Below are 26,477 nucleotides of genomic sequence, written 5' to 3'. Positions count from 1 at the left end.
GCGTTGACTTTTGGCACGCTGTTGAGTTCTCAAGGAACGGTCGCTTCCTTCGTACTCACCCTCTCGGGCTTTCCTCCGGGCGCTTCCCTTCGGTCCTGCGTTTCCGACTCTATCAGATCTTTTCTCGATCCGATTCCCGGCCGGCGGGATTGTCCCGGGGCTTTCGGCTTTCGCCGTCCGCCCTTTCGACATTCACTACGTTAGCCGATTCCCTCGGGAACTCATAATCGAGTCTCGCGAGTTCGATTTCGGGCGCGCGGACGCGCCGGAAACGACCCCGCCAAGGGGGTGGAGCTAGGTAGTGGGTTGGCCGCTCCGGCTGCAGGCGATCGCCGTACCCGGTTCAGCGGCTCGGGATACATTACGCACCTGCCCCCCGCCGAGTCAACTTCGGCGGCGCCGGGGCACATGGGCACGGTACGGGCTGACCGTCGGGTCGTCGGCGACCCAGAAGCGCCAGGGGTGGAGGTCGCCGTCCCCGCCCTCGCCGGCGACCCCGGTGCGGGGACCGCTGCGTACCTGGTCGGAGGGGACGGGCGTGCCGGTGAGCATCCGCAGGGGCGTCTCGCCGGTGGCGCACGCGTCCGCGCCGTCCAGGGCCCGGTCGACCTCCAGGGCGGTGGCCAGCCGGGCCGGACCCTTGGCCAGTTCCTTGTCGTTGCGGGCCGAAACGCGTCGCTTGCGGGCCAGCTCGGCGCCCTCCACCACTTCTCCCGCGCGGAGCAGGACCGCGCAGGCCCGGCCCTCCGGTCCGCAGACCAGGTTCATGCAGTGCCACATGCCGTAGGTGAAGTAGACGTACACGTGTCCGGGCGGGCCGAACATCACCTCGTTGCGCGGGGTGCGGCCGCGGTAGGCGTGCGAGCCGGGGTCGTTCGGGCCGTCGTAGGCCTCCACCTCCGTGAGGCGGACGGCGATCGGGCCGTCGGGTGTCGTCCGGACCAGGACGCGGCCCAGGAGGTCGGGTGCGACCTCCAGAACCGGGCGGTCGAAGAAGGCTCGGGGCAGTGGCGTACGGTCCGGGGGCGCGATCATGCCGTCCGAGGGTAGTCCAGACGGACCACCGCGCCCGCGGAACCGGGCGTCGCCTGATCGCGTGGGTAGTAGGGGTCGAGGGTCCATTCGTAAGGGAGAGTCATGGCGTTCAAGAAGCTGCTCGCGAGCCTGGGGGCCGGCGGGGCGTCGGTCGAGACGGTGCTGACCGAGGTCAACGTCGTACCGGGCGGTGTCGTCCAGGGCGAGGTGCGGATCCAGGGCGGTTCCGTGAACCAGGCCGTCGAGGGGCTGTCCGTCGGTCTGCAGGCCAAGGTCGAGGTGGAGAGCGGCGACCAGGAGTACAAGCAGGACATCGAGTTCACCAAGGTGCGGCTCGGCGGGGCCTTCGAGCTGCAGGCCGGGGCGGTGCACGCGGTGCCGTTCGGACTGGAGATCCCCTGGGAGACGCCGGTCACGATGATCGACGGGCAGGCGCTGCGGGGCATGAACATCGGTGTGACCACGGAACTGGCGATCGCCCGGGCCGTGGACTCCGGCGACCTGGACCCGATCAACGTGCACCCGCTGCCGGCACAGAAGGCGATCCTGGACGCCTTCATCCGGCTGGGCTTCCGCTTCAAGAGCGCGGACATGGAGCGCGGCCACATCCGGGGCACGCGCCAGACGCTGCCGTTCTACCAGGAGATCGAGTTCTTCCCGCCGTCGCAGTACCGGGGCCTGAACCAGGTCGAGCTGAGCTTCGTGGCCGACGAGCACGCCATGGACGTCGTCCTGGAGATGGACAAGAAGCCGGGTCTGTTCAGCGAGGGCTCGGACACCTTCCGGTCCTTCCAGGTGGGTCTGGACGACTGGCAGGGGACCGACTGGGCGGCGTACCTCAACCAGTGGCTGTCCGAGGTCGGCAGCAGGCGCAACTGGTTCTAGGCTCGGGAACTGCTGGTTCCAGATCATCGTTCAGGAGGTACCGAGGTGACCGAGCTCAAGCGGCGGCCGCTCCCCCACGACTTCCATCCGCCGGTCCCGTCGTTCACGGTGACGAGCGAGGACATCGAGGAGGGTGCGACGCTGAAGGGCGCCCAGGTGCAGGCGGAGGGCAACACCTCGCCGCAGCTGCGCTGGGAGGGATTCCCGCCGGAGACCAAGAGCTTCGCCGTGACGTGCTACGACCCGGACGCGCCGACCGGCAGCGGGTTCTGGCACTGGGTGCTGTTCGACATCCCGGTCTCGGTGACCGAGCTGCCGGCGGGTGCGGGCGGCGGCAGGTTCGAGGGGCTGCCCGCGGGCGCCGTCCACGCGCGCAACGACTACGGGACGAAGGACTTCGGCGGTGCCGCGCCGCCGCCCGGGGACGGCCCGCACCGGTACGTGTTCACGGTGTACGCGGTGGACCAGGAGAAGCTCGGCCCGGACGCGGACGCCTCTCCGGCTGTCGTCGGCTTCAACCTGCGGTTCCACACGCTCGCGCGCGCCCAGCTCATCGGGGAGTACGAGATCCCCGCAGAGGGCTGACTCCGGCGTACGAGATTCAGCCGAGCGTTCATGAAACGTTTGCCCGCCTCCGGTCTTGGAAGTGATCGGAGGCGGGCATTTTTTATTGCGTTGTCCATCTCGGCGCGCCCGTCCAGAGTTGATCCAAGCCCGCCGGGGGTGGGCAGGTGCACACGGGAGGTGGGCTGGATGCGCGACACGCTGGTGCTGAACGCGAGTTTCGAACCGCTGTCGACGGTGACTCTGAACCGAGCCGTGGTCCTGGTGCTGCAGGACAAGGCCGTGGTCGAGCAGGCCCATCCCGAACTGCGGATGCGCGGTGCCGAGGTGGACATACCCGCGCCCCGGGTGATCAGGCTGTGCCGGTACGTACGGGTGCCGTTCCGAAGACAAGCCCCGTGGTCGCGGCGGGGGGTGCTGGTGCGGGACCGGCACCGGTGTGCGTACTGCGGGCGCAGGGCGACGACCGTGGACCATGTGCTGCCGCGGTCCCAGGGCGGGCAGGACACGTGGCTGAACACCGTCGCCGCGTGCGCGGAGGACAACCACCGCAAGGCGAACCGGACTCCGGAGGAGGCCGGGATGGCGTTGCTCCGGGAGCCGTTCGAGCCGACGCCGGCGGATGCGATGCTGCTGGCCCTGGGCGCCGAGGAGTTCGGCGCGCTGCCCGACTGGCTGGCCTTGGACGCGGCCTAGGGGGCTTGCCGGCAGCTGTTCGTCGGCGGCTGCCGGCCGTCGGTCGTGGTGGGTCGGGCTGCGTCAGTCGATCGACGGCTTCTCTCGGCGGTCGGACGCGTTGCCGTTGCCCGACGGGCCGTTGTTGCCGTTGCCTCCCGCACCTCCGCCGAGGGGGCCGAAGTTGCCCATCGCGCCGGAGAGGCCCTTGAGGGCGTCGCCGATCTCGCTGGGGACGATCCAGAGCTTGTTGGCGTCGCCCTCGGCGATCTTGGGGAGCATCTGCAGGTACTGGTAGGACAGGAGTTTCTGGTCGGGGTCGCCGGCGTGGATGGCCTCGAACACCGTGCGAACCGCCTGGGCCTCGCCCTCGGCGCGCAGGGCGGCGGCCTTGGCCTCGCCTTCGGCGCGCAGGATCTGGGACTGCTTCTCGCCCTCCGCGGTGAGGATGGCTGCCTGGCGGGTGCCTTCCGCGGTGAGGATCGCGGCGCGCTTGTCACGGTCGGCGCGCATCTGCTTCTCCATCGAGTCCTGGATGGAGGTGGGCGGCTCGATGGCCTTCAGCTCGACGCGGTTGACGCGGATGCCCCACTTGCCGGTGGCCTCGTCGAGGACGCCGCGCAGGGCCGCGTTGATCTCCTCGCGGGAGGTCAGGGTCCGTTCGAGGTCCATGCCGCCGATGATGTTGCGGAGCGTGGTGACCGTGAGCTGCTCGATCGCCTGGATGTAGCTGGCGACCTCGTAGGTGGCGGCCCGGGCGTCGGTGACCTGGTAGTAGATGACCGTGTCGATGTTCACGACCAGGTTGTCCTGCGTGATCACCGGCTGCGGCGGGAACGGTACGACCTGTTCGCGCAGGTCGATGCGGTTGCGGATGGTGTCGATGAACGGGACCACGATGTTGAGGCCCGCGTTCAGCGTCCGCGTGTAGCGGCCGAAGCGCTCCACGATGGCGGCGCTGGCCTGTGGGATGACTTGGATGGTCTTGATCAGGGCGATGAAGACCAACACCACCAGGATGATCAAGACGATGATGACCGGTTCCATCGTCGGCTCCCCGTACCCTTCTCCGCTTCGGCGCCTTCAACAGGTCTCGTGACCGTTGAGGATCTTGCTGTCGAGTCTGACAGACCGTCGCGCTGCTCGTGCGTCGTTCTCGGTGAGTTGCCCTCAGATGACGATCGCGGTGGCTCCTTCGATGTCCACGACGTCCACCTCCTGGCCGACTTCGTAGGCGCGGCCGGTGTCGAGGGCGCGGGCCGACCAGATCTCTCCGGCCAGCTTGATGCGGCCACCGGAGGCGTCGACCCGCTCCAGTACGACGGCCTGTCTGCCCTTCAAGGCCTCGATCCCGGTGGCGAGTTGGGGTCCCTGTCGGCCGTGGCGGGCCGCGATGGGCCGGACGACGGCGATGAGGGCGACGGAGACGACGACGAACGTGAGGACCTGGAAGACCGCGCCGAAGCCGAGGCTGGAGACGACCGCCGCCGCGACGGCTCCCACCGCCAGCATGCCGAACTCCGGCATCGCGGTGACCACGAGCGGGATTCCGAGCGCCGCCGCGCCGACGAGCCACCACACCCATGCGTCGATGTCGTTCACATGGTCATGGTAGGGCCGGGGCCGGGCGGCGGACAGGGCGCAAGGGGAGGGCGCCGGGTCACGACAGGGGCAGGCCCTGGGCGGTCCAGCGGTCGCCGACCTGCTCCACGACCAGGGGGAGCCCGAAGCAGAGGGAGAGGTTGCGGGAGGTGAGTTCCAGCTCGATCGGGCCGGCGGCGAGGACCTTGCCCTGGCGGATCATGAGGACGTGGGTGAAGCCGGGGGCGATCTCCTCGACGTGGTGCGTGACCATGATCATCGAGGGGGCGATGGGGTCGCGGGCGAGCCGGCCGAGGCGGCGGACCAGGTCCTCGCGGCCGCCGAGGTCGAGGCCGGCGGCGGGCTCGTCCAGGAGGAGCAGTTCGGGGTCGGTCATCAGGGCGCGGGCGATCAGGGTGCGCTTGCGCTCGCCCTCGGAGAGGGTGCCGAACTTCCGGTCGAGGTAGTCGCTCATGCCGAGGCGGTCGAGGAAGGCGCGGGCGCGCCGCTCGTCCACCTCGTCGTACTCCTCCTGCCAGTGGGCGGTCATGCCGTAGGCGGCCGTGAGTACGGTCTCCAGCACGGTCTGGCGCTTGGGGAGCTTGTCGGCCATGGCGATGCCGGCCATGCCGATGCGGGGGCGCAGGTCGAAGACGTCGACCCGGCCGAGGGTGTCGCCGAGGATGGTGGCGGTGCCCGTGCTGGGGAAGAGGTAGCTGGAGGCGAGGTTGAGGAGGGTGGTCTTGCCGGCGCCGTTGGGACCGAGGATGACCCAGCGCTCGCCCTCCTTCACCGACCAGGACACCTGGTCCACGAGAGCCCGGCCCTCACGGACCACGGATACGTCCTGAAGCTCCAGAACATCGCTCATGAGCGCGTTGTCTCCCCTTGCAGTGTGGCCGGTCTCGGCTGTCGCGTACGCCTGTGGCTCGTCGCCGCGCCGGTGGGCGCAGCCCTTATGAAATCTACGCCACGAGTGCCCCGGTCCATTCCATCGGTCCGGTCCTTAGGGTGGGGGCATGCTCTCGGAACCGCGTTCAGGACGCCTTGCCGCTTGGGGAAACGCCCTTTTGGCCGGACTTGCCTCTCCGGATGACGCCGTCCTCGCCATCGTGGGCGAGGACGCGGTGCACCGGGTGGAGGGGCTTCCCGGGGAGTCCGCGCCGGTCGGGCTCACGCTCGCGCTGGGGCGGCTGCGCACGCTGGGGGTGGCCGGGCTGCGGGTGGCGCTGCCCGCGCCGGGGCATCCGCTGGGGCTGAGCGGTCCGCCGCAGTTCAACGCGCGGGCGCTGGAGGCGGAGGAGGCGGTGGTCTGCCACGGGTCGGCGTTCGGGCTGGTGCCCGAGGTGTACGAGGCCGGGCCCGCGGGCGATGTGCACGCCGAGGTGGTCTGGCAGGTGCTGCCGGTGCGGGAGGCGCCGCCCGCCGACGTGCCGTCGCTGGGCGAGGCCGAGCGGGAGCTGGCGGAGGCGCTGCGGGAGGCGACCGAGGTGCTGTCGAGGCTGGACGTCGCCGGGTCGGGTCCGGTGGCGGAGGCGGCGATCGGCGCGTACCGGGCGCGGGCCGAGCGGGGGCGGGAGGTGCTGGCGCCGGGGTATCCGCCGCGCGCGGTGCGGGTGTTGGAGCTGGCCCAGCGGGTGGGGCTGCTGGTGTCGCTGGCGTACGACCACGGGCACGGGGGCGCGGTCAGCTCCGCCGAGATGAGGGCACGGGCCGAGGCGCTGCGGCCGGTGGAGCGGACGGCCCGGCGGGCGCAGGTGGCGGCGTACAACGCGTTCGTGGAGGAGCGGGAGCGCGGAGTGCGCTGACCGGGGCCGGGGGGCCGGCCGCCTGGCAGGCCTCCCGGTGGTTCCGGGGGGCCTGCGGACGTGCACCGGGGACCGGCCGGCGTTGCCCGGGCCGATGCCCGGGGAGCGGACGCCCGAGGAGCCGGGGGCCGGCCGGCCGCGTGGTCGCCGCCGGGGCGGATACCGGGCCGGGCCGGCGGCCACGGGTCCGGCCACCACAGTCACGGCCGCCGCCTTAGCGGCCACCATCGTCACGGCCGCCGCCTCACCGGTCGGGGCGTCTCAGCCGGTCACACCGTGGCGTACGGCCCACAGCGCGGCCTGGGTGCGGTCGGCGAGGTCGAGTTTCATCAGGATGTTGGAGACGTGCGTCTTGACGGTCTTCTCGGACAGCACGAGGGCGCGGGCTATCTCCCGGTTGGAGCGGCCGTCGGCGATCAGGCCGAGCACCTCGCGCTCCCGCTCGGTGAGCGAACTCCCCCTGCCCTGGCCGACGTTGGACTCCTCCTGGGAGAGCAGGGCGTCGGCGACCTCCGGCTGGAGCAGGACGTGCCCGGCGTGCACGGAACGGATGGCGCCGGCGAGGGCGTCGGGGTCCACGTCCTTGTAGACGTACCCGGCGGCGCCCGCGCGCAGGGCCGGGACGACCGTGCGCTGCTCGGTGAAGCTGGTGACGATCAGGACACGCGCGGGGTTGTCGAGCTCACGCAGTCTGCGCAGGGCGTCGATGCCGTCCAGGCCCGGCATCTTGACGTCCATGAGGACGATGTCCGGGCGCAGCTCCTCGGCGCGGGCGACTCCCTCGGCGCCGTCGGCGGCCTCGCCGACGACCACGATGTCGTCCTGCACCTCCAGGAAGGTGCGCAGGCCCCGTCGGACGACCTGGTGGTCGTCCACCAGCAGCACCTTGATCGGTTCAGCCACCGGGGACCTCCATCTCGATCGTGGTGCCCTTGCCGGGCGCCGACTCCACGGTCAGCGTGCCGCCGACGCCGTCGGCCCGGTCCCGCATCGAGACCAGGCCGAGGTGGCGGCCGGCGCGGCGGACGGCCGTGGGGTCGAAGCCGCTGCCGTCGTCGGTGACGCGCAGGACGGCTCCGCTGCCGCGCCGGCCGATGCTCACGTCGACCCGGTCGGCGCCGGAGTGGCGCAGGGCGTTGTGCAGGGCCTCCTGGGCGACTCTGAGCAGGGCCTCCTCCTGGGCGGCGGGTACGGCGCGGAAGCCGTTGCCGGTGAAGGTCACGCGCGCGGAGTGGGCGCGGTCGAGGACCTGGGTCTGGGTGCGCAGGGTGGCGATCAGGCCGTCCTCGTCCAGCGCGGCGGGGCGCAGCTCCACGACGGCCGCGCGCAGCTCGTCGGCGGCCTCGGCGGCGAGGGAGGCCACCTGGTGCAGCTCGCCCTTGGCGCGGGCGGGGTCGCGGTCGACCAGGGCGGCGGCCGCCTGGGCGGTCAGGCGCAGCGAGAACAGTTTCTGGCTGACCGCGTCGTGCAGTTCGTGGGCGAGGCGGGAACGTTCCTCGGCGATGGTCAGTTCGCGGCTGCGCTCGTAGAGGCGGGCGTTGGTGAGGGCGATCGCGGCGTGCTGGGCGAGGATGGAGAGCAGGTCCTCGTCGTCCTCGGTGAAGCCGCAGCTGCCCTCCTGCTTGGCGCAGCGCTTGTTCGCGAGGAAGAGCGCGCCGATGACCTCCTCGCCGTCCTTGATCGGCAGGCCCAGGAAGTCGACGAGGTCGGGGTGGGCGCCCGGCCAGCCCTCGAAGCGGGGGTCCTTGCGCACGTCGGCGAGGCGCTCGGCCTTCGCCTCGCGCAGCATCGCGGCGAGGATGCCGTGCTGACGCGGGAGCGGGCCGATGGCACGCCACTGGTCCTCGCTGACGCCGTCCACGACGAACTGGGCGAAGCCGCCGTGATCGTCGGGGACGCCGAGGGCGGCGTACTGCGCGTCCAGCAGGTCACGGGCGGAGGCGACGATCGTCTTGAGGACGTCGCGCACCTCCAGATGCCTGCTCATGGCCAACAACGCGGAGCTCACCGCGGCGAGGCCGGACCGAGGACCTTGACTCATGCCCTCACGGTACCGGCGGGGTACGACAACGGGGATCGGCCTGGTGGCGGGGGCGGGGGTCCGGCGGACTTAGGACGAGGGACGTAGGCTCCGGCTCCGGCTCTGGGGTGGGGGCATCCCGGCGCCCCATGAACCGCGGCCGGATGCGCACCGGTCCGCCCGCACGGTGGGAGGTGTGCGTTGCGCGAGCGGCCGGGGAGCCGCGGGCGGTGATGGGCTTGCCCCGAGCTGACCGGGCACTCGCGCGGGGGCGAGGGGCGCTACGCGCGCGTGCGAGCTCGCCTGCGGGCGAAGCAGGGGTGTACGTCGCCGGCCGGGCGCCGGCTGTGGCGGGCGGGGCCGGTGAGCGCGGGAGCTGCGGCAGCAGGGCGGGCCACGCGGTCGGGACGACGGCCGTACGGGCGGAGGGGCGGACGGGCGGACGAGCGGACGGGCCGGGTCGTACGGGCGGGCGGACGGGCGGAGGGGGCAGGACTCAGCGGCCGCCCGAGCCGCGGGGCTCCCCCCTCCGCGGAGCCGGAGACGGTGGCCCGCTCCGGCTCGGCGAGGCCGCCGGCTTTACCCCCGCAGCATCCTCACGTACAGCGTTGCGACGGCAACTGTTCGTGAGATGGGGTCGGCGGACGTGTGACGCCGCGCATAGGGCCCACATCACGTACGAAAGGGCATAGGAGATAAACCGCCCCGCATGAACGGGAAGGACGACCCTGTCTGTCCCGATTTGCCCTTCCCTGATCCACTATCCGGCATCGTACGTCACACCTTTGCCTGGGCATTTTGCGGCCGCTAAGAATTGCTTTCGTCGCTCAGCGCCGCGGGCTTCGGCCGCGCGGCGTTCGTGTGGGCGGAGCCGATTCCCCCGCCGGACGAACGAGCGATCTCCGCGCTATTCGAAGAGGTCCTTTCAGCCATGCCCAAGAACTTCCTCACCCGAGCTCATAGTCGTGCGCTGACCAAGCAGCACAAGATGGCCGTCGCCGGCGTCGCCGCCCTCGGCGCCGCCGCCGTGGCCCTGTCGGCCGCCCCGAGCAACGCCGACACCGTCACCACCGGCGCCCCGGCCCAGACCGCCCAGGTCGCCTCCGGCACCGCCCTGCACAACGTCAAGGGCACCGTCACGGACCAGCTGGCCGGCGACATGGTCAAGCTCGACACCTTCGCGGCGCAGAAGAAGGCCGCCGACGCGGCCGCCGCGAAGAAGGCCGCCGCCAAGGCCGCCGCCGACGCCGCCGTGAAGAAGGCCGCGCAGCAGCGCGCCGCCACGGCCGCCGTCAGCCGTTCCGTGGAGCGCCCGCAGATGCAGACGGTCGCCGCGAAGACGTACGCGAACGGCCTCGACGGCTGGATCCGCCAGGCCCTGGACATCATGAAGTCCAAGGGCATCCCGGGCAGCTACAGCGGCCTGCACCGCAACATCATCCGGGAGTCCTCCGGCAACCCCAACGCCATCAACAACTGGGACGTCAACGCCGTCAACGGCATCCCGTCCAAGGGCCTGCTGCAGGTCATCCCGCCGACCTTCCAGGCCTACCACGTCGCGGGCACGTCCTGGAACATCTACGACCCGGTCGCGAACATCACCGCCGCCGCCAACTACGCGGCCCACCGGTACGGCTCCATCGACAACGTCAACAGCGCGTACTGAGGCCTGGCGCGGACCTCTGCACGACGTCACGCCGAAGGGCGGCACCCCATCGCGGGGCGCCGCCCTTCGGCGTCGTACCGGCGCGGCTACTTGCGCATGACCTCCGGCTCGTGGCGGCGCAGGAAGCGGGCCACGAAGAAGCCGCAGAGCACGCCGAGCGCGATCAGCGCGATCATGTCCCCGGCCCAGGCGCCCACCGTGTGGTTCCACAGCGGGTCGTTGTCGCCGGCGGTCTCCGGCGGGCTGACCCGGTTGAAGTCCAGCGTGGCGCCGGACGCGGCGACCGCCCAGCGGGACGGCATCAGGTACGAGAACTCGTTGACGCCGACCGTGCCGTGCAGGGCGAACAGGCAGCCGGTGAAGACGACCTGGATGATCGCGAACATGACCAGCAGCGGCATGGTCTTCTCGGCGGTCTTCACCAGCGAGGAGATGATCAGGCCGAACATCATCGCCGCGAAGCCTAGACCCATGATCGGCAAGGACAGTTCCAGCAGGGTGGCGTGCCCGAGGACGAGACCCCGCTCCGGGATCTCACGCCGGCCGAAGCCGATGACGCCGACCAGGAGCCCCTGGAGCCCGGTGATCACGCCGAGCACGACCACCTTGGACATCAGGTACGCCGACCGGGACAGGCCCGTGGCGCGCTCCCGCTCGTAGATCACCCGTTCCTTGATCAGCTCGCGGACGGAGTTGGCGGCGCCGGAGAAGCAGGCGCCCACGGCCAGGATCAGCAGCACGGTGGTGGCCGTGCCGTTGGGCACGATCTGGCCGGTCTGCGGGTTGGCGCCGTTGGGCAGCAGCCCGCGGTCCGGGTGGATCAGCAGGCTGACCGAGCCGATGACGGCCGGCAGCACCACCATCAGGGCCAGGAAGCCGCGGTCGGAGACGATGACCGACACATAGCGCCGCACCAGGGTGACGAACTGGGAGAACCAACTCTGCGGCTTCGGCGGCCTGATCGCCTGCATCGGCGACGTCTGCACCGCCTGCGGGGCGACCGAGTCGACGTCCGCCGCGTACATCTGGTAGTGCTGCGAGCCCTTCCAGCGACCCGCCCAGTCGTACTCGCGGTAGTTCTCGAAGGCGGAGAAGACGTCGGCCCAGCTGTCGTAGCCGAAGAAGTTCAGGGCCTCCTCGGGCGGGCCGAAGTAGGCGACCGCGCCACCCGGCGCCATCACCAGCAGCTTGTCGCACAGCGCCAGCTCGGCCACCGAGTGGGTGACGACGAGGACCGTGCGGCCGTCGTCGGCCAGGCCGCGCAGCAGCTGCATCACGTCGCGGTCCATGCCCGGGTCGAGTCCGGAGGTCGGCTCGTCCAGGAAGATCAGCGACGGCTTGGTGAGCAGCTCCAGGGCGACCGACACGCGCTTGCGCTGGCCGCCGGAGAGCGAGGTGACCTTCTTGTCCTTGTGGATGTCGAGCTTCAGCTCGCGCAGCACCTCGTCGATGCGGGCGTCGCGCTCGGCGGCCGTGGTGTCGGCCGGGAAGCGCAGCTTGGCCGCGTACTTCAGGGCCTTCTTGACGGTCAGCTCCTTGTGCAGGATGTCGTCCTGCGGGACCAGACCGATGCGCTGGCGCAGCTCGGCGAACTGCTTGTACAGGTTCCGGTTGTCGTACAGCACCTCGCCCTGGTTGGCGGGCCGGTAGCCGGTGAGCGCCTTGAGCAGGGTGGACTTGCCGGAACCGGAGGGTCCGATCACGGCGATCAACGACTTCTCGGGTACGCCGAAGGAGACGTCCTTCAGGATCTGCTTGCCGCCGTCGACCGTGACGGTCAGGTGGCGGGCCGAGAAGGAGACCTCACCGGTGTCGACGAACTCCTCGAGCCGGTCGCCGACGATCCGGAACGTGGAGTGGCCGACGCCGACGATGTCGCTCGGGCCGAGCAGCGCCGAGCCGCCCTTGGCGATCGGCTGGCCGTTGACGTACGTGCCGTTGTGCGAGCCCAGGTCGCGGATCTCGAAGCGGCCGTCGGGCGTGGCGTGGAACTCGGCGTGGTTGCGGGAGACCTGCAGGTCGGAGACGACCAGGTCGTTCTCCAGGGCACGGCCGATGCGCATCACGCGGTCGAGCGCGAACTCGTGGAACGTGGTCGGGCTGCGGTCGCCGTGGATCGGCGGCGCCCCCGCGCCTCCACCGGGCGTCCGCGCGTACGGCTCGGCCGGGCCGGCCTGCTGCTGGGGGAACGCGGTCTGCTGCTGCCAGTCCGGCTGGGGTGCCTGGTGGGGCACCGGCGCCTGGTGGGGCGCGGCCTGCTGCGGGACGGCGTGCTGGTGCGGGGGTGCCTGCTGGGGGGTCGGCTGGGTCCAGCCGGGCGCGCCGGTGCCGTGGGCCGCGTACGGCGCCGCCGCCTGCGGCTGCTGTGCCGGGCCGCCGACCCGTGCGGCGGCCGAGGACAGGTTCAGCCGCGGTCCGTCGGTCGCGTTGCCGAGGTGCAGCGACGATCCGGGGCCCACCTCCATGTGCTGGATCCGCCGGCCCTGCGCATACGTGCCGTTGGTGCTGCCGTGGTCCTCGATGACCCAACTGCGGCCGTCGAAGCTGACCGTGGCGTGCCGCCAGGAGACCCTGGCGTCGTCGAAGACGATGTCCCCCTGGGGATCGCGTCCGAGGATGTATGCCCTGGACGGATCAAGTGTCCAGGTACGTCCGTTTGTTTCGAGTACGAGTTCCGGCACTCCATGCCCCACTGAGTTGTCCCCCGAATTGCCCCCGTCGCGGGGAGTCTAGGGATGTCGAACATCGGGAGGAACTATTTCAGGCTCGGCCGCCTGACCGAAACCCGGCCCTGGCCGAGGGCTCCCGCGCGCGCTCCAACTGGCCCCCGCCGGCGCCGCGCCCTGCGAAGCCCTCCCCCGGAGCCGCCTGCGAACCTGCCGTCCGGGGCGAGCCGTGGGACCCTCGTGGTGGAGCCGGGTCGGTACCGGTCCTGGGGCAGCCTCCTGGGGGCGGTCCCTGGGGGTAGGTGCCGGTTTCCGGTGGAAAGATCCCTGACGCCGGCCCGACACCCGGTGTTCGTGTCCGTCAGGCGGACCTCGGCGGCGGGAGGCACCGGGTGCCGGATACGGTGGTGACACCATGAGCGCTTCGCAGACCTCTGCTTCGGAGACCCCCGAGGTCCCCACCCTCCTCGTCAAGATCTTCGGCAAGGACCGGCCGGGCATCACGGCGGGCCTCTTCGACACGCTTGCCGCCTACCTCGTCGACGTGGTCGACATCGAGCAGGTCGTCACCCGGGGCCGCCTGGTGCTGTGCGCGCTGATCACGCAGCCGCCGGCCGGCCTGGAGGGTGATCTGCGGGCCACCGTGCACAGCTGGGCCGAGTCGCAGAAGATGCAGGCGGAGATCATCTCCGGGCACGGCGACAACCGTCCGCGCGGTCTCGGGCGCTCGCTGGTCACCATGCTCGGCCATCCGCTCACCGCCGAGTCGACGGCGGCCGTCGCCGCGCGGATCGCCAAGGTGGGCGGCAACATCGACCGTATCTTCCGGCTCGCCAAGTACCCGGTGACCGCGGTGGAGTTCGCCGTCTCCGGGGTGGAGACCGAGCCGCTGCGCACGGCCCTGGCGTCCGACGCGGCGGCACTGGGTGTCGACATCGCGGTGGTCGCGGCGGGCCTGCACCGGCGGGCCCAGCGGCTGGTGGTCATGGATGTGGACTCCACCCTGATCCAGGACGAGGTCATCGAGCTGTTCGCCGCGCACGCCGGCTGCGAGGACCAGGTCGCCGAGGTGACGGCGGCGGCGATGCGCGGGGAGCTGGACTTCGAGCAGTCGCTGCACGCGCGCGTGGCGCTGCTGAAGGGGCTGGACGCGTCGGTGGTGGAGAAGGTGCGCGAGGAGGTCCGGCTGACCCCGGGCGCGCGCACCCTGATCCGCACCCTGAAGCGCCTCGGCTACCAGGTGGGCGTGGTCTCCGGCGGGTTCACCCAGGTCACCGACGACCTGAAGGAGCGGCTCGGCCTGGACTTCGCGCAGGCCAACACCCTGGAGATCGCCGACGGGAAGCTGACCGGCCGGGTCACCGGGGAGATCGTGGACCGCGCGGGCAAGGCGCGGCTGCTGCGCCGGTTCGCCGCGGAGGCCGGGGTGCCGCTGTCACAGACGGTGGCGATCGGTGACGGCGCCAACGACCTGGACATGCTGAACGCGGCCGGTCTGGGCGTGGCCTTCAACGCCAAGCCGGTGGTGCGCGAGGCCGCGCACACGGCGGTGAACTTCCCCTTCCTCGACACGGTCCTCTATCTGCTCGGCATCACCCGGGAAGAGGTCGAGGCGGCCGACACGCACGACGAGGACTGAGCGGGCCCGGCCCGGCTCCGGCCTCCGGGTGGGCCCGGTACCCGCGTGGTGCCGGGCCCGCCCGTCTTCGGTGTGCTCCGCGGGCGCGGGGTCAGTCGGAGGGCGCCCAGTAGTCGGTGAGCCTGGCCGCGGCGGGCTCCAGGCTCTTCCAGGGGCCGTCGAAGGTCAGCAGGGCGAACGCGGCGGCGGGGAAGCCACGGCGGTTCATCCGCCGACGGGCGTCGTCCTCGGCCGAGCCGGCCAGGATCTCGGCCAGGCCGTGCACGCCCGGGTTGTGGCCGATCAGGATCACCTGGTGCGCCTCGTCGGGCAGCTCGTTGAGCACGGCGATCAGTTCGCCGGGCGAGGCCTCGTAGATCCGCTCCTCGTAGACGGTCTTCGGCCGGTGGGCCAGCTCGTGGACGGCGAGCTTCCAGGTCTCGCGGGTGCGGGTCGCCGTGGAGCACAGGGCCAGGTCGAAGGTGATGCCGGTGTCGGCCAGCTTGCGTCCGGCGACGGCGGCGTCCGAGCGGCCCCGCTCGGCGAGCGGGCGTTCGTGATCGGCGACCTGGGGCCAGTCGGCCTTCGCGTGCCGGAAGAGGACGATCCTGCGGGGTTCTGCGACGCTCATGGGACTCAGCTTCGCATGAAACAGACCACCTGGCGCAGGGAGTTGACATGCGGATTCACCGCGTGAGGAGGCTGCCGTCAGCGCGCGAGGAACTGCTGGGCGCGCTCCAGGAGCCGCGCGATCGCCGGGTCGCCGCCGGCCGCGTGGGCGTTGGCCGGGTCCCATATGACGGCGAGCAGTATCAGGAACGCGAGGGCGGGCAGGGCGAGCGCCCACCAGGGCAGTCTGATGTAGACGCCGCCCGTGGTGGCCAGGTGGGGCCGGGAGTGGACGCGGGTCGGCATGATCGCCTCCGAGGGACTTCGAGCGGATCCGTGACCGCCGGGTGCGGTCACCTTCGAAGTTACGGAGTCCGGGGCCGCCGGCCCATCCGGATTTCCACCCAGTTGACCCTGAGTCTTTCCCCCTAGGGGATGCGGGGGCCAGCCCCACCACCGGCGTCCGCACCAGCAGGGCGGGGCGCCGCCGTCACGGGGACGCGAGGGTCGCCACGATGGCGATGATCACGAAGATGGCGAGGAACGCGCCGAAGACGAGCAGCATCTTCTTCTGGCCGTTCTGCGGGTTCGGGTCGAGCACAGGCTGCATGCGCCCAGTCTCGCACCCCCCGCCCCGCACGGCGGCGCCGGGGCGCCCGGGACGGGGTCAGCGTGTCGCCTCGTCCTCCACCGTGCGGTCGCGGCCCGCCAGGAAGCCCACCACCATCTGCGGCAGCATCAGGGCCGCCATGAGGGCGATCGGCATCCCCCAGCCGCCGCTGTGCTGGTAGAGCACGCCGACCAGCAGCGGCCCGGGGATGGAGATCAGATAGCCGGTGCTCTGCGCGAACGCGGACAGCTGGGCCACGCCCGGTCCGCTGCGGGCCCGCATGCCGACCATGGTCAGGGCGAGCGGAAAGGCGCAGTTGGAGACGCCGAGCAGCACCGCCCAGACCCAGGCGCCGCCGGCCGGGGCGAGGTACAGCCCGGCGTACCCGGCGAGGCCGCAGGCGCCCAGGACCAGCACGATCGGCCCCTGGTGGGGCAGCCGGGTGGCGACCCGCGGGATGACGAAGGCCAGCGGCACGCCCATCACCATGGTGACGGCGAGCAGTACACCCGCGGTACCCGCGGGGACGCCGGCGTCCCGGAAGATCTGCGGCATCCAGCCCATGGTGATGTAGGCGGCGGTGGCCTGGAGGCCGAAGAAGACGGCCAGCGCCCAGGCGGTACGGCTGCGGGTGATCCGCAGCGGTGCGTGCTGCCGGGCGGTCTCGCCCACCGGTTCCTGCGGCTGGGCGGTCTCGCGTACCGGCTCCTGCTGCCGGGCGGTGCCGCGGTCGCGGAGGAGCGGCAGCCAGGGCAGCACGGCCGCGGCGGCGAGGATCGCCCATATGGCGAGGCCGGCCTGCCAGCCGCCGCCCAGGGCGTCGGTCAGCGGGACGGTCACCGCGGCGGCGACGGAGGTGCCGAGGGCGAGGGCCATCGAGTACAGGCCGGTCATGGAGCCGACCCGGTCGGGGAACCAGCGCTTGACGATGACCGGCATCAGCACGTTGCTGACGGCGATGCCCATCAGCGCGAGCGCGCTGGCGGCCAGGAAGCCTGCCGTGCCGCCGAGGTACGGCCGGACGAGCAGGCCGGCGGTGATGGCGACCATGCCGGCGCACACCACGGCGGCCGGTCCGAAGCGGCGGGCCAGCCGGGGCGCGGTGACACCGAAGACGGCGAAGCACAGCGGAGGCACGGAGGTGAGCAGGCCGGCCACGCTGCCGCTCATGCCGAGCCCGTCGCGGACCTCCTCCAGGAGCGCGCCGAGGCTGGTGATGGCCGGGCGGAGGTTCAGCGCCGAGAGCACGATGCCGAGGACGAGCAGTCGGGTCGCCCACGCGCGCGGGCGGTCCGCACGGTGCGCCCGGTCCGTGCCGGGACTCGTCTCGTGGGGGCGCGGCACGCCGGGCGTACCGCGTTCGGCCGACGACATCGCCGTACAGGTGGGCACTGTCCGGGTTTCCTCACTAGCCATGAGACCCATCATAGAATGATGGGATGATTGGTTGTCCATGTCCCCGGGTCCCGCGCCCGGGCCTGTCGTGCGAAGGTGGGCCATGCCTTTGAGCCACCCGCGCCGGTCGGCGCTGTCCGAGCAGGTCATCGCCGCCCTGCGCACTCAGATCACCTCCGGCGAGTGGCCGGTCGGCTCGCGCATCCCGACCGAACCGGAACTGGTCGAGCAGCTCGGGGTCGCGCGCAACACCGTCCGCGAGGCCGTCCGCGCGCTCGCGCACAACGGTCTGCTGGACATCCGCCAGGGCTCGGGCACGTACGTCGTGGCCACCAGCGAGCTGGCCGGCGTGATGCACCGGCGCTTCGCCGGCGCCGACCCCCGGCACATCGCTGAACTGCGGTCCACGCTGGAGTCGGCCGCGGCGAAGCTCGCCGCCGAACGGCGCACCGAGAAGGACCTCAAGCAGCTGGACACGCTGCTGACACGGCGCGAGGAGGCCTGGGAGACGGGCGACGCGGAGGCCTTCGTCGCGGCCGACGCCACCTTCCACCTGGCCGTGGTGTCCGCCTCCCACAACGACGTGATGACCGCGATGTACGCCGACCTCGGCGAGGTGCTGCGGGAGTGGCTGCGCGCGGACGTCGGGGCGGAGCTGACGCCGGAGACGCACATGGACCACACGCGCCTGCTCGACGCGATCCGCGCGGGCGACACGCAGGCGGCGGCGGTGGAGGCCGCCAGCTATCCGTTCCTGTGCGATCCGAGCCGGTTCACCGCGCCTTCTGGTGGCTGATCCAGACCGAGCGGATCTCCTTCCAGCACCGGCCGGTGAGCCGTACGGTCATGGCGGGCCCGGCGTCCACCGGGGCGCTGTCGGTGTCGATGTCCCACCAGCGGTCGCACTCGATGTGCAGCCGCACCCGGTCGGTGTCGACGTAGGGGTTGTGACAGTAGGCCACCACGTGGGAGCCCCGGACGGTCGTACGGCAGGAGGAGCCGAACCGGGTCGGCGCGGGCGGTTTGTCGTCGCTCACGCGCGCGTGGGACAGCGCGTCGTACGGCAGGGAGAGGACGACCGCGAGGGCCACGGTCACCGGGGCCAGGCTGCGGGACAGGCGCACAAGGGGACCTCCTCGGCCGGGCTGCGGAGGGACGTGCGGGGGACGGCGTCGTCCGACGGCGTGTCCGACGGCGTAATCCAGGGTGCGCCGCCCGCTCGGCGGCGGCCCGGCCGGTTGAGCCGAACGAGTGACGCCCCGCTCCCCGGGCGGCGGGAAGCGGGGCGTCGGTACGGCCTTGGGGTCAGGCGCCGATGGCGTGCAGACCGCCGTCGACGTGGATGATCTCGCCCGTGGTCTTCGGGAACCAGTCGCTCAGCAGGGCGACGATGCCGCGGCCGGCCGGCTCCGGGTCGTTCAGGTCCCACTCCAGCGGGGAACGCGAGTCCCACACCGAGGCCAGGTCGGCGAAGCCCGGGATGGACTTGGCGGCCATGGAGCCGATCGGGCCCGCCGAGACGAGGTTGCAGCGGATGTTCTGCTTGCCCAGGTCGCGCGCCATGTAGCGGCTGGTCGCCTCCAGGGCGGCCTTGGCCGGGCCCATCCAGTCGTACTGCGGCCAGGCGTACTGCGCGTCGAAGGTGAGGCCGACGACCGAGCCGCCGTTCTGCATCAGCGGCAGGCAGGCCATGGTCAGCGACTTCAGGGAGAACGCCGAGACGTGCATGGCCGTGGCGACCGACTCGAACGGCGTGTTCAGGAAGTTGCCGCCGAGCGCGTCCTGCGGCGCGAAGCCGATCGAGTGCACGACGCCGTCGAGGCCGCCCAGCTCCTCGCCGACGATGTCGGCCAGCCGGCCGAGGTGCTCGTCGTTGGTGACGTCCAGCTCGATGACCTTGGTCGGCTTCGGCAGCTTCTTGGCGATGCGCTCGGTCAGCGTGGGCCGCGGGAACGCGGTCAGGATGATCTCGGCGCCCTGCTCCTGGGCCAGCTTGGCGGCATGGAAGGCGATGGAGGACTCCATCAGCACACCGGTGATCAGGACGCGCTTGCCCTCGAGGATTCCGCTCATGGTGTTCAGTGACCCATTCCCAGTCCGCCGTCAACCGGGATGACGGCTCCAGTGATGTACGAGGCGTCGTCCGAGGCGAGGAACCGCACCGTCGCGGCGATCTCCTCCGGCTGCGCGTAACGGCCGAGCGGCACCTGGGAGACGATGTTCCCGCGCTGCTCGTCGGTGAGCGCCTTCGTCATGTCGGTGTCGACGAAGCCGGGCGCGACGACGTTGAAGGTGATGTTGCGCGAGCCCAGCTCCCGGGCGAGGGAACGCGCGAAGCCGACCAGGGCGGCCTTGGAGGCGGCGTAGTTCGCCTGGCCCGCCGAGCCGAGCAGTCCGACCACGGACGAGATCAGGACGACCCGGCCCTTCTTGGCACGCAGCATGCCGCGGTTGGCGCGCTTGACGACCCGGAAGGTGCCGGTGAGGTTCGTGTCGATGACCGAGGTGAAGTCCTCCTCGGACATGCGCATCAGGAGCTGGTCCTTGGTGACGCCGGCGTTGGCGATCAGGACCTCGACCGGGCCGTGCTGCTCCTCGATCTCCTTGTAGGCCTGCTCCACCTGCTCCGGGTCGGTGATGTCGCACCTGACGGCCAGGAAGCCGGCCGGCGGCTCACCCGACCGGTACGTGATCGCGACCTTGTCGCCGGCGTCGGCGAATGCGCGGGCGATGGCGAGGCCGATGCCCCGGTTGCCTCCGGTGACGAGAACCGAGCGGCTCAACGGATCACCCTTTCGATAGCTCCTACATCCGCCCGGACTCCTGGATGACAGGCGGCTTCACCGAAAACCTATCGGTACGGCCGCGCGCGGGGGCAAGCGGGCACCGACAGTGGCTCACCGGAGACCCTGTCGGGTTCCTACAGTCCGACCCCTTCTCGGCGCGCCCTGCGCCCCCGGCCGGGCGTCGGGCCCCCAGCGGAGAGCGGCGGCGGCCGGCTTCGCACACCGGTCGTCGGGATGGTCGTCCTGCAGCACCTCTCGGTGGGACGGCCAGGTGGGCCACGGCGGCCTCCGCCGCCGGCAGGCCGGCAGGCGGCCCAGGGCCTCCGGGGCCGGCAGCCCGTACAGCGCGCGGCGGGCCGGCACCGGCTCCGGCACCTCGGGCAGGGTGACCAGGTCCGACACGGAGGGACGCGCCACCACGTCCCGGGCCTGTGGCGAAGGCACTGACGGTGTGTCAACCACCCCCGCATACCGCGCTCGTCGAGCTACAGCAGCCACAAAAGAAACCCCCGCCCCCGCCCTTGCAGGGAGAGATACTGACACTTGCCACTGACAACGAGACCGCGATACCGGAAGACACCGCGCACCACGCAGTTCTTCACAGGCGACAGCCGAAGGGATGCCCACCCGTGCCCCATGACATCGATCAGTCGTTCCTGGCACTACCCCTGCGCGCCCTCGCCGACGCCGCGCTCGCACGGGCGCGGGCGCTCGGGGCCGAGCACGCGGACTTCCGGTTCGAGCGGGTGCGCAGCGCGTCCTGGCGGCTGCGGGACGCCAGGCCCGCCGGGTCGTCGGACACCACCGACCTCGGGTACGCGGTCCGGGTCGTGCACGGTGGTACGTGGGGCTTCGCCTCCGGGGTGGACCTGACCATGGACGCCGCCGCCCGGGTGGCCTCCCAGGCGGTGGCCATGGCCAAGCTGTCCGCGCAGGTGATCAGGGCCGCCGGATCCGAGGAGCGGGTGGAGCTGGCCGACGAGCCGGTGCACGCCGACCGGACGTGGGTGTCGTCGTACGGGATCGACCCGTTCTCCGTGCCGGACGAGGAGAAGTCCGCGCTGCTCGCGGACTGGAGCAACCGGCTGCTGGCCGCGAACGGCGTCGACCATGTGGACGCCTCGCTGCTCACCGTCCACGAGAACAAGTTCTACGCCGACACGGCCGGGACCGTGACGACCCAGCAGCGGGTGCGGCTGCATCCGCAGCTGACGGCGGTCTCGGTCGACGAGTCCAGCGGCGAGTTCGACTCGATGCGCACCCTCGCCCCGCCGGCGGGCCGCGGCTGGGAGTACCTGACCGGGACCGGCTGGGACTGGGACGGCGAGCTGGAGCGGATCCCGGAGCTGCTCGCCGAGAAGATGCGGGCGCCGAGTGTGGAGCCGGGCCTGTACGACCTGGTGGTCGACCCGTCCAACCTGTGGCTGACCATCCACGAGTCCATCGGGCACGCGACGGAGCTGGACCGGGCGCTCGGGTACGAGGCCGCGTACGCCGGCACCTCGTTCGCCACCTTCGACCAGCTGGGCAAGCTGAGGTACGGCTCCGAGCTGATGAACGTCACCGGGGACCGCACCGCCGAGCACGGCCTGGCCACCATCGGGTACGACGACGAGGGCGTCGAGGCGCAGTCCTGGGACCTGGTGAAGGACGGCACGCTGGTCGGCTACCAGCTGGACCGGCGGATCGCCCGGCTGACCGGGTTCGAGCGGTCCAACGGGTGCGCGTACGCCGACTCACCGGCGCATGTGCCGGTACAGCGCATGGCCAACGTGTCCCTGCGGCCGGACCCGGCCGGGCTGTCCACCGAGGACCTGATCGGGGGCGTCGACCGGGGCATCTACGTCGTCGGGGACCGCTCCTGGTCGATCGACATGCAGCGCTACAACTTCCAGTTCACCGGCCAGCGCTTCTTCAGGATCGAGAACGGGCGGATCACCGGGCAGCTGAAGGACGTCGCCTACCAGGCCACGACCACGGACTTCTGGGGCTCCATGGCCGCCGTGGGCGGACCGCAGACGTACGTCCTCGGTGGCGCCTTCAACTGCGGCAAGGCCCAGCCGGGCCAGGTGGCCGCCGTGTCGCACGGGTGCCCGTCCGCCCTGTTCAAGGGCGTCAACATCCTCAACACCACCCAGGAGGCCGGCCGATGACCGCCCGCACCACCAAGCCGCACGAGATCGTCGAGCAGGCGCTCGCGCTGTCCCGCGCCGACGGCTGTGTCGTCATCGCCGACGAGCACTCCACGGCCAACCTGCGCTGGGCGGGCAACGCGCTCACCACCAACGGCGTGACCCGGGGCCGTACCCTCACGGTGATCGCGACCGTGGACGGCCGGGAGGGCACCGCCTCCGGTGTGGTGTCCCGTTCCGCGGTCACCGCGGACGAGCTGGAGCCGCTGGTGCGGGCCGCCGAGGCCGCCGCGCGCGGTGCCGGGCCGGCCGAGGACGCGCAGCCGCTGGTCGACGGGGTGCCGGAGTCCCCCGACTTCACGGACGCGCCCGCCGAGACCTCCTCCGCCGTGTACGCCGACTTCGCCCCGGCCCTCGGCGAGGCCTTCGCACGCGCGCGTGCCGGCGGCCGGGAGCTGTACGGCTTCGCCAACCACGAGCTGGTGTCGACGTACCTGGGGACGTCCACCGGGCTGCGCCTCAGGCACGACCAGCCCACCGGCACGCTGGAGCTGAACGCCAAGTCGCCGGACCGCACCCGCTCGGCGTGGGCCGGCCGGTCCACCCGGGACTTCAAGGACGTCGACCCGGGCACGCTCGACGCCGAGCTGGCCGTACGGCTCGGCTGGGCAAAGCGGCGGGTGGAGCTGCCCGCGGGCCGCTACGAGACGCTGCTGCCGCCCACCGCCGTGGCGGACCTGCTGATCTACCAGCTGTGGTCGGCGTCGGGCCGGGACGCGGCCGAGGGCCGGACGGTGTTCTCCAAGCCCGGCGGCGGCACCCGGGTGGGCGAGCGGCTGAGCGAGCTGCCGCTGACCCTGCGCAGCGACCCGGACGAGCCCGGCCTCCAGTGCACGCCGTTCGTCGTCGCCCACTCCTCCGGCGGCGACCAGTCGGTGTTCGACAACGGGCTGCCGGCCCACGCCACCGAGTGGATCGGCCGGGGCGTGCTCAAGCACCTGACCACCACCCGGCACAGCGCGGGCCTGACCGGGCTGCCGGTCGCCCCGGCCCTCGGCAACCTGGTCCTGGACGGCGGGACCGACCGCTCCCTGGCGGAGATGGTCGCGGGCACCGAGCGCGGGCTGCTGCTGACCTGCCTGTGGTACATCCGCGAGGTCGACCCGGCGACGCTGCTGCTGACCGGGCTGACCCGGGACGGCGTGTATCTCGTGGAGAACGGCGAGGTGACCGGGCAGGTGAACAACTTCCGGTTCAACGAGTCGCCGGTGAGCCTGCTGGGCCGGGCCACGGAGGCGGGGCGGACGGAGAAGACGCTGCCGCGCGAGTGGGGCGACTGGTTCACCCGGGCCGCGATGCCCGCGCTCCGCGTCCCCGATTTCAACATGAGCTCTGTCAGTCAGGGCGTATAACCTCGTAGGCGTTCGTGGTCGGGTGTCAGCCGGCCGCCCGAAGATCACCAAGGAGACACGAGAACCGTGACGGACATCGTCGACGACCTGAAGTGGCGGGGGCTCATCGCCCTCTCCACGGACGAGGACGCACTGCGCAAGGCGTTCGCGGACGGCCCCGTCACGTTCTATTGCGGCTTCGACCCGACCGCGCCCAGTCTGCACCTGGGCAACCTGGTGCAGATCCTGACGATGCGCCGCATCCAGGAGGCGGGCAACCGCCCGCTGGCGCTGGTCGGCGGTGCCACGGGTCTCATCGGCGACCCGAAGCCCACGGCCGAGCGCACGCTGAACGCGCCGGAGGTGGTGGCCGGCTGGGTGGAGCGGCTGCGCGCCCAGATCGAGCCGCTGCTCCACTTCGACGGTCCGAACGCCGCGGTGATGGTCAACAACCTGGACTGGACCCAGGGCCTGTCGGCCATCGAGTTCCTGCGGGACATCGGCAAGTACTTCCGGGTCAACAAGATGATCGCCAAGGAGGCCGTCTCCCGGCGGCTCAACTCCGACGCGGGCATCAGCTACACCGAGTTCAGCTACCAGATCCTGCAGGGCATGGACTTCCTGGAGCTGTACCGACGGCACGGCTGCACGCTGCAGACCGGCGGCAGCGACCAGTGGGGCAACCTCACCTCGGGCACGGACCTGATCCACCGGGTCGAGCCGGACGCCGTGGTGCACGCGCTGGGCACCCCGCTGATCACCAAGGCGGACGGCACCAAGTTCGGCAAGACCGAGTCCGGCACGGTGTGGCTCGACCCCGAGATGACCACGCCGTACGCGTTCTACCAGTTCTGGGTCAACGCGGACGACCGGGACGTCTCCAAGTTCCTGCGCATCTTCAGCTTCCGTTCCCGTGAGGAGATCGAGGAACTGGAGCGGCAGACCGAGGAGCGCCCGCAGGCCCGGGCGGCGCAGCGGGCGCTGGCCGAGGAGCTGACGACGCTGGTGCACGGCGCGGACCAGACGGCCGCGGTGATCGCCGCGTCCCGCGCCCTGTTCGGGCAGGGCGAGCTTGCCGAGCTGGACGAGCGGACGCTGGCGGCGGCACTGTCCGAGGTGCCGAACGTCCAGGTCACCGAGCTGGCTCCGGTGGTGGACCTGCTGGCCGAGGTCGGCCTGGTCGCCAGCAAGTCCGCCGCGCGACGGACCGTGAAGGAGGGCGGGGCGTACGTGAACAACGTGAAGGTGACGGGCGAGGACGCGGTGCCCTCCGCCGGGGAACTGATCCACGGGCGGTGGCTGGTGCTGCGGCGCGGGAAGAAGAACCTGGCCGCGGTGGAGGTCAGGGGCGCCTGAGCGTCGTACGGGTGCGGGGCGGGCCGGCGACCGCGGCCGCGGTGCGGCCGGCCGGCCGGCCGGTCCCCGCACCCTCGCGGGGCCGGTGTCAGGCCCGCTGGTGCTCCCGCTGGTGCTTCCGCTTGCCCAGCGTCGCCATGTACAGGGCGTCCACCGCCGCGACGATGATGATCGCGGCCACGAGCTGGAAGATGTGCCGGCTCCAGTCGATGCCCCGGGTCGCCTCCACGCCGGCCGCGCGGGCCACCGCGTTGCCCACGATGGCGCCCAGCATGCCGCAGATCGTGGTCAGCCACAGGGGGCTGTGCTGCTTGCCCGGGATGATCGCCTTGGCGATGAGCCCCAGCACGAATCCCACGATGATCGCCCACAACCAGCCCATGGCTGCCTCCTCGTACGGCTCGACGTGAGCACTATGGTCAGTGTGGTGCGGTGCGCCGTACGGCGCATGTCGTGTTCCCCCGTGCGCGGCGGGGCCGCGGATGCCGGCGCAGGCAGGGGCCGACCCGGTCTCGTGGGCGGCGGGGGCGCGGCGTACCGTGGGGAGGTGTCCCGGTCCGGTTCCCCGTCGGGTGTGGACGAGGGTGCGGGCCGGGGAGAGTCCGATGCGGGCGGATGGTGGAAAGTGATGCGGAAACAGCACGGCGGGAACGTCCAGGTGTTCCGGATCACCGGTGCCCGGACGGGCCTCGCCGAGGATGTCCGGGGCCGGCAGCGCCGGTATGTGATCTCGATGTCGATCCGTACCGTGTCGGTGATCCTCGCGGCCTCGCTGTGGAACGTCGAGCGGTACGTCGCGATCGTCGCGCTGGTCCTCGGTGCCGTGCTCCCCTATGTCGCCGTGGTGGTCGCCAACGCGGGCCGCGAGCGGCCGCCGTCCCTTCCGTCCACGTTCGTCACCGCGCCGATGCGGCCGATGATCACGCCGTCCGGGACGGAGGGGAAACCGGGGGAAACCGGGCGTGAATCGGCACGCGAGTCGGTCCGCGAGTCCGCGGCGCGCCCCGGTGCGCAGTCGGTGGCGGAGGACGTACCGGGGGACGTACCGCAGGACGTGCCGCCGAGTCCCGCGGCCGGAGTCCGTGGTGAGCACCCCGACCCGCTCTGAGCGCGGCGGGCGCCCGGCGGAAGCGGAGCGCGGCCCTACGGCAAGCTCAAGAAAACCTCAGATCAATCCTGCTGTTCGGCTGCCGGGCGACGGGGTCGCCGTGACATACTGCGTACGCGCTCCGCATCCCCCGTCGGGGCGATGGACCGACGCCGGGCAGCTCCCCCCGTGGCTGCCCGGCGTCGCCGTGTCCAGGCCCTTCTCAGGCCCCAGCCCCGACCCTTCATCACCCTTCGCGAGTCATACCCTTCGCGAGAAGATGCCCCTTCGCACAACGAACCCGAGACGAAACCCGTGAGTGACGAGACCCCGATCTGCTCCGCCAAGGGCTGCCGTACCGCCGCCGTGTGGGTACTGGCGTGGAACAACCCGAAGATCCACACACCGGAGCGGCGCAAGACGTGGCTCGCTTGCGAGGAACACCGCGAGCACCTGTCACAGTTCCTCGGAGTGCGCGGCTTCCTGAAGGACGTCGTGCTCCTGGAGGAGTGGCGGGCGGCCGAGGACACCCGCGACTGACGGCCGGCCCGGCGACCCGCACCCAGACGAGGTCGTGAGGGCAGGGCGCTAGC

General features: G+C 71.5%; 27 protein-coding genes. 12 read left to right on the top strand and 15 right to left on the bottom strand.

The annotated features are described in order from the left end of the window. Window positions 1-384: 384 nt before the first annotated feature. Window positions 385-1,035 (bottom strand): DNA-3-methyladenine glycosylase, encoded by a 651-nt coding sequence (locus ACZ3ZD_RS26320; protein ID WP_467401969.1) that lies wholly within the window; start codon window positions 1,033-1,035, stop codon window positions 385-387. A gap of 102 nt (window positions 1,036-1,137) precedes the next feature. Here ACZ3ZD_RS26320 and ACZ3ZD_RS26315 point away from each other — a divergent pair, with 102 nt between their 5' ends. The 3 genes from ACZ3ZD_RS26315 (at window position 1,138) to ACZ3ZD_RS26305 (ending at window position 3,180) form a co-directional block, all read left to right on the top strand. Further along, window positions 1,138-1,920 (top strand): sporulation protein, encoded by a 783-nt coding sequence (locus tag ACZ3ZD_RS26315; protein ID WP_467401967.1) that lies wholly within the window; start codon window positions 1,138-1,140, stop codon window positions 1,918-1,920. A 45-nt stretch (window positions 1,921-1,965) separates the two neighbouring features. Then, window positions 1,966-2,505 (top strand): YbhB/YbcL family Raf kinase inhibitor-like protein, encoded by a 540-nt coding sequence (locus ACZ3ZD_RS26310; RefSeq protein ID WP_467401964.1) that lies wholly within the window; start codon window positions 1,966-1,968, stop codon window positions 2,503-2,505. 168 nt (window positions 2,506-2,673) lie between these two features. Further along, the gene (locus ACZ3ZD_RS26305) at window positions 2,674-3,180 is read left to right on the top strand and encodes an HNH endonuclease (protein WP_467401962.1); all 507 of its coding nucleotides are present in this window, start codon (window positions 2,674-2,676) and stop codon (window positions 3,178-3,180) included. Between the two features lie 63 nt (window positions 3,181-3,243). On the opposite strand, the gene ACZ3ZD_RS26300 is transcribed toward ACZ3ZD_RS26305, so the two are convergent. The 3 genes from ACZ3ZD_RS26300 to ACZ3ZD_RS26290 all read right to left on the bottom strand — a co-directional run bounded on the left by ACZ3ZD_RS26300 (window position 3,244) and on the right by ACZ3ZD_RS26290 (window position 5,611). Then, window positions 3,244-4,206, bottom strand: coding sequence for an SPFH domain-containing protein (locus tag ACZ3ZD_RS26300; protein ID WP_467401959.1), 963 nt, complete (start codon window positions 4,204-4,206; stop codon window positions 3,244-3,246). 123 nt (window positions 4,207-4,329) lie between these two features. Then, the gene (locus tag ACZ3ZD_RS26295; protein ID WP_467401958.1) at window positions 4,330-4,761 is read right to left on the bottom strand and encodes an NfeD family protein; all 432 of its coding nucleotides are present in this window, start codon (window positions 4,759-4,761) and stop codon (window positions 4,330-4,332) included. Window positions 4,762-4,819: 58 nt separating this feature from the next. Beyond that, window positions 4,820-5,611, bottom strand: a complete 792-nt coding sequence (locus ACZ3ZD_RS26290) for an ABC transporter ATP-binding protein (protein ID WP_467401956.1) — start codon at window positions 5,609-5,611, stop codon at window positions 4,820-4,822. 148 nt (window positions 5,612-5,759) lie between these two features. Between ACZ3ZD_RS26290 and ACZ3ZD_RS26285 the strand changes: the two genes are divergently transcribed. Continuing rightward, window positions 5,760-6,548 (top strand): hypothetical protein, encoded by a 789-nt coding sequence (locus ACZ3ZD_RS26285; protein WP_467401954.1) that lies wholly within the window; start codon window positions 5,760-5,762, stop codon window positions 6,546-6,548. A 261-nt stretch (window positions 6,549-6,809) separates the two neighbouring features. Here the strand turns inward: ACZ3ZD_RS26285 and ACZ3ZD_RS26280 are convergent, their stop codons facing one another. Then, window positions 6,810-7,451 carry a response regulator gene (locus ACZ3ZD_RS26280; RefSeq protein WP_467401952.1) on the bottom strand — a complete coding sequence of 214 codons (642 nt, stop codon included), beginning with the start codon at window positions 7,449-7,451 and terminating at the stop codon, window positions 6,810-6,812. After that, window positions 7,444-8,589, bottom strand: a complete 1,146-nt coding sequence (locus ACZ3ZD_RS26275; protein WP_467401949.1) for a GAF domain-containing sensor histidine kinase — start codon at window positions 8,587-8,589, stop codon at window positions 7,444-7,446. Before ACZ3ZD_RS26275 ends, ACZ3ZD_RS26280 begins: the two co-directional genes overlap by 8 nt. Before the next feature lie 910 nt (window positions 8,590-9,499). Here ACZ3ZD_RS26275 and ACZ3ZD_RS26270 point away from each other — a divergent pair. After that, entirely contained in the window at window positions 9,500-10,234 is a 735-nt protein-coding gene (locus ACZ3ZD_RS26270; RefSeq protein ID WP_467401947.1) for a transglycosylase SLT domain-containing protein, read from the top strand. Window positions 10,235-10,320: 86 nt separating this feature from the next. Here ACZ3ZD_RS26270 and ACZ3ZD_RS26265 read toward each other — a convergent pair whose 3' ends face one another. Further along, window positions 10,321-12,915 carry an ABC transporter ATP-binding protein/permease gene (locus ACZ3ZD_RS26265; protein ID WP_467401944.1) on the bottom strand — a complete coding sequence of 865 codons (2,595 nt, stop codon included), beginning with the start codon at window positions 12,913-12,915 and terminating at the stop codon, window positions 10,321-10,323. A gap of 400 nt (window positions 12,916-13,315) precedes the next feature. Between ACZ3ZD_RS26265 and serB the strand changes: the two genes are divergently transcribed. Then, a complete protein-coding gene (gene serB, locus ACZ3ZD_RS26260) occupies window positions 13,316-14,539 on the top strand; it encodes a phosphoserine phosphatase SerB (protein WP_467401942.1) in 1,224 nt (407 codons plus the stop codon). Window positions 14,540-14,630: 91 nt separating this feature from the next. Here the strand turns inward: serB and ACZ3ZD_RS26255 are convergent, their stop codons facing one another. The 4 genes from ACZ3ZD_RS26255 to ACZ3ZD_RS26240 form a co-directional block, all read right to left on the bottom strand. Continuing rightward, the gene (locus ACZ3ZD_RS26255) at window positions 14,631-15,149 is read right to left on the bottom strand and encodes a SixA phosphatase family protein (protein WP_467401939.1); all 519 of its coding nucleotides are present in this window, start codon (window positions 15,147-15,149) and stop codon (window positions 14,631-14,633) included. A 77-nt stretch (window positions 15,150-15,226) separates the two neighbouring features. Next, window positions 15,227-15,433: a hypothetical protein gene (locus tag ACZ3ZD_RS26250; RefSeq protein ID WP_467401937.1), complete on the bottom strand. Its 207-nt coding sequence runs from the start codon at window positions 15,431-15,433 to the stop codon at window positions 15,227-15,229. Window positions 15,434-15,617: 184 nt separating this feature from the next. Continuing rightward, the gene (locus tag ACZ3ZD_RS26245; RefSeq protein ID WP_107051443.1) at window positions 15,618-15,737 is read right to left on the bottom strand and encodes an SGM_5486 family transporter-associated protein; all 120 of its coding nucleotides are present in this window, start codon (window positions 15,735-15,737) and stop codon (window positions 15,618-15,620) included. Window positions 15,738-15,794: 57 nt separating this feature from the next. Next, window positions 15,795-17,165 carry a CynX/NimT family MFS transporter gene (locus tag ACZ3ZD_RS26240; RefSeq protein ID WP_467401934.1) on the bottom strand — a complete coding sequence of 457 codons (1,371 nt, stop codon included), beginning with the start codon at window positions 17,163-17,165 and terminating at the stop codon, window positions 15,795-15,797. 70 nt (window positions 17,166-17,235) lie between these two features. Here ACZ3ZD_RS26240 and ACZ3ZD_RS26235 point away from each other — a divergent pair, with 70 nt between their 5' ends. Then, window positions 17,236-17,928 (top strand): FadR/GntR family transcriptional regulator, encoded by a 693-nt coding sequence (locus ACZ3ZD_RS26235; RefSeq protein WP_467401932.1) that lies wholly within the window; start codon window positions 17,236-17,238, stop codon window positions 17,926-17,928. On the opposite strand, the gene ACZ3ZD_RS26230 is transcribed toward ACZ3ZD_RS26235, so the two are convergent. The 3 genes from ACZ3ZD_RS26230 to fabG form a co-directional block, all read right to left on the bottom strand. Beyond that, complete coding sequence (locus ACZ3ZD_RS26230) at window positions 17,906-18,256, bottom strand: hypothetical protein (protein ID WP_467401930.1); 351 nt, start codon at window positions 18,254-18,256, stop codon at window positions 17,906-17,908. The genes ACZ3ZD_RS26235 and ACZ3ZD_RS26230 overlap by 23 nt on opposite strands. A 181-nt stretch (window positions 18,257-18,437) precedes the next feature. After that, the gene (fabI, locus tag ACZ3ZD_RS26225) at window positions 18,438-19,205 is read right to left on the bottom strand and encodes an enoyl-ACP reductase FabI (protein WP_467401928.1); all 768 of its coding nucleotides are present in this window, start codon (window positions 19,203-19,205) and stop codon (window positions 18,438-18,440) included. A 5-nt stretch (window positions 19,206-19,210) separates the two neighbouring features. After that, the gene (gene fabG / locus ACZ3ZD_RS26220; RefSeq protein ID WP_467401926.1) at window positions 19,211-19,915 is read right to left on the bottom strand and encodes a 3-oxoacyl-[acyl-carrier-protein] reductase; all 705 of its coding nucleotides are present in this window, start codon (window positions 19,913-19,915) and stop codon (window positions 19,211-19,213) included. Window positions 19,916-20,547: 632 nt separating this feature from the next. Between fabG and ACZ3ZD_RS26215 the strand changes: the two genes are divergently transcribed. The 3 genes from ACZ3ZD_RS26215 to tyrS all read left to right on the top strand — a co-directional run bounded on the left by ACZ3ZD_RS26215 (window position 20,548) and on the right by tyrS (window position 24,797). Then, on the top strand, window positions 20,548-22,071 hold the full coding sequence (locus ACZ3ZD_RS26215; RefSeq protein WP_467401922.1) for a TldD/PmbA family protein: 1,524 nt from the start codon (window positions 20,548-20,550) through the stop codon (window positions 22,069-22,071). Next, window positions 22,068-23,462 (top strand): metallopeptidase TldD-related protein, encoded by a 1,395-nt coding sequence (locus ACZ3ZD_RS26210; RefSeq protein ID WP_467401920.1) that lies wholly within the window; start codon window positions 22,068-22,070, stop codon window positions 23,460-23,462. The genes ACZ3ZD_RS26215 and ACZ3ZD_RS26210 overlap by 4 nt, the downstream gene beginning before the upstream one ends. A gap of 66 nt (window positions 23,463-23,528) precedes the next feature. Beyond that, window positions 23,529-24,797, top strand: a complete 1,269-nt coding sequence (tyrS, locus tag ACZ3ZD_RS26205; RefSeq protein ID WP_467401917.1) for a tyrosine--tRNA ligase — start codon at window positions 23,529-23,531, stop codon at window positions 24,795-24,797. Window positions 24,798-24,885: 88 nt separating this feature from the next. Here the strand turns inward: tyrS and ACZ3ZD_RS26200 are convergent, their stop codons facing one another. Further along, the gene (locus ACZ3ZD_RS26200; RefSeq protein ID WP_467401915.1) at window positions 24,886-25,179 is read right to left on the bottom strand and encodes a GlsB/YeaQ/YmgE family stress response membrane protein; all 294 of its coding nucleotides are present in this window, start codon (window positions 25,177-25,179) and stop codon (window positions 24,886-24,888) included. Window positions 25,180-25,425: 246 nt separating this feature from the next. Here ACZ3ZD_RS26200 and ACZ3ZD_RS26195 point away from each other — a divergent pair, with 246 nt between their 5' ends. Both ACZ3ZD_RS26195 and ACZ3ZD_RS26190 read left to right on the top strand, forming a co-directional pair. Then, entirely contained in the window at window positions 25,426-25,905 is a 480-nt protein-coding gene (locus ACZ3ZD_RS26195) for a DUF3099 domain-containing protein (protein ID WP_467401911.1), read from the top strand. Window positions 25,906-26,199: 294 nt separating this feature from the next. Beyond that, window positions 26,200-26,424 (top strand): hypothetical protein, encoded by a 225-nt coding sequence (locus tag ACZ3ZD_RS26190; RefSeq protein WP_467401909.1) that lies wholly within the window; start codon window positions 26,200-26,202, stop codon window positions 26,422-26,424. Window positions 26,425-26,477 lie beyond the last annotated feature (53 nt).

Source organism: Streptomyces sp. NPDC023481, from assembly GCF_055560195.1.
Note: the sequence above shows the minus strand (reverse complement) of the source record. Positions and strands in the feature narration are given on the sequence as shown.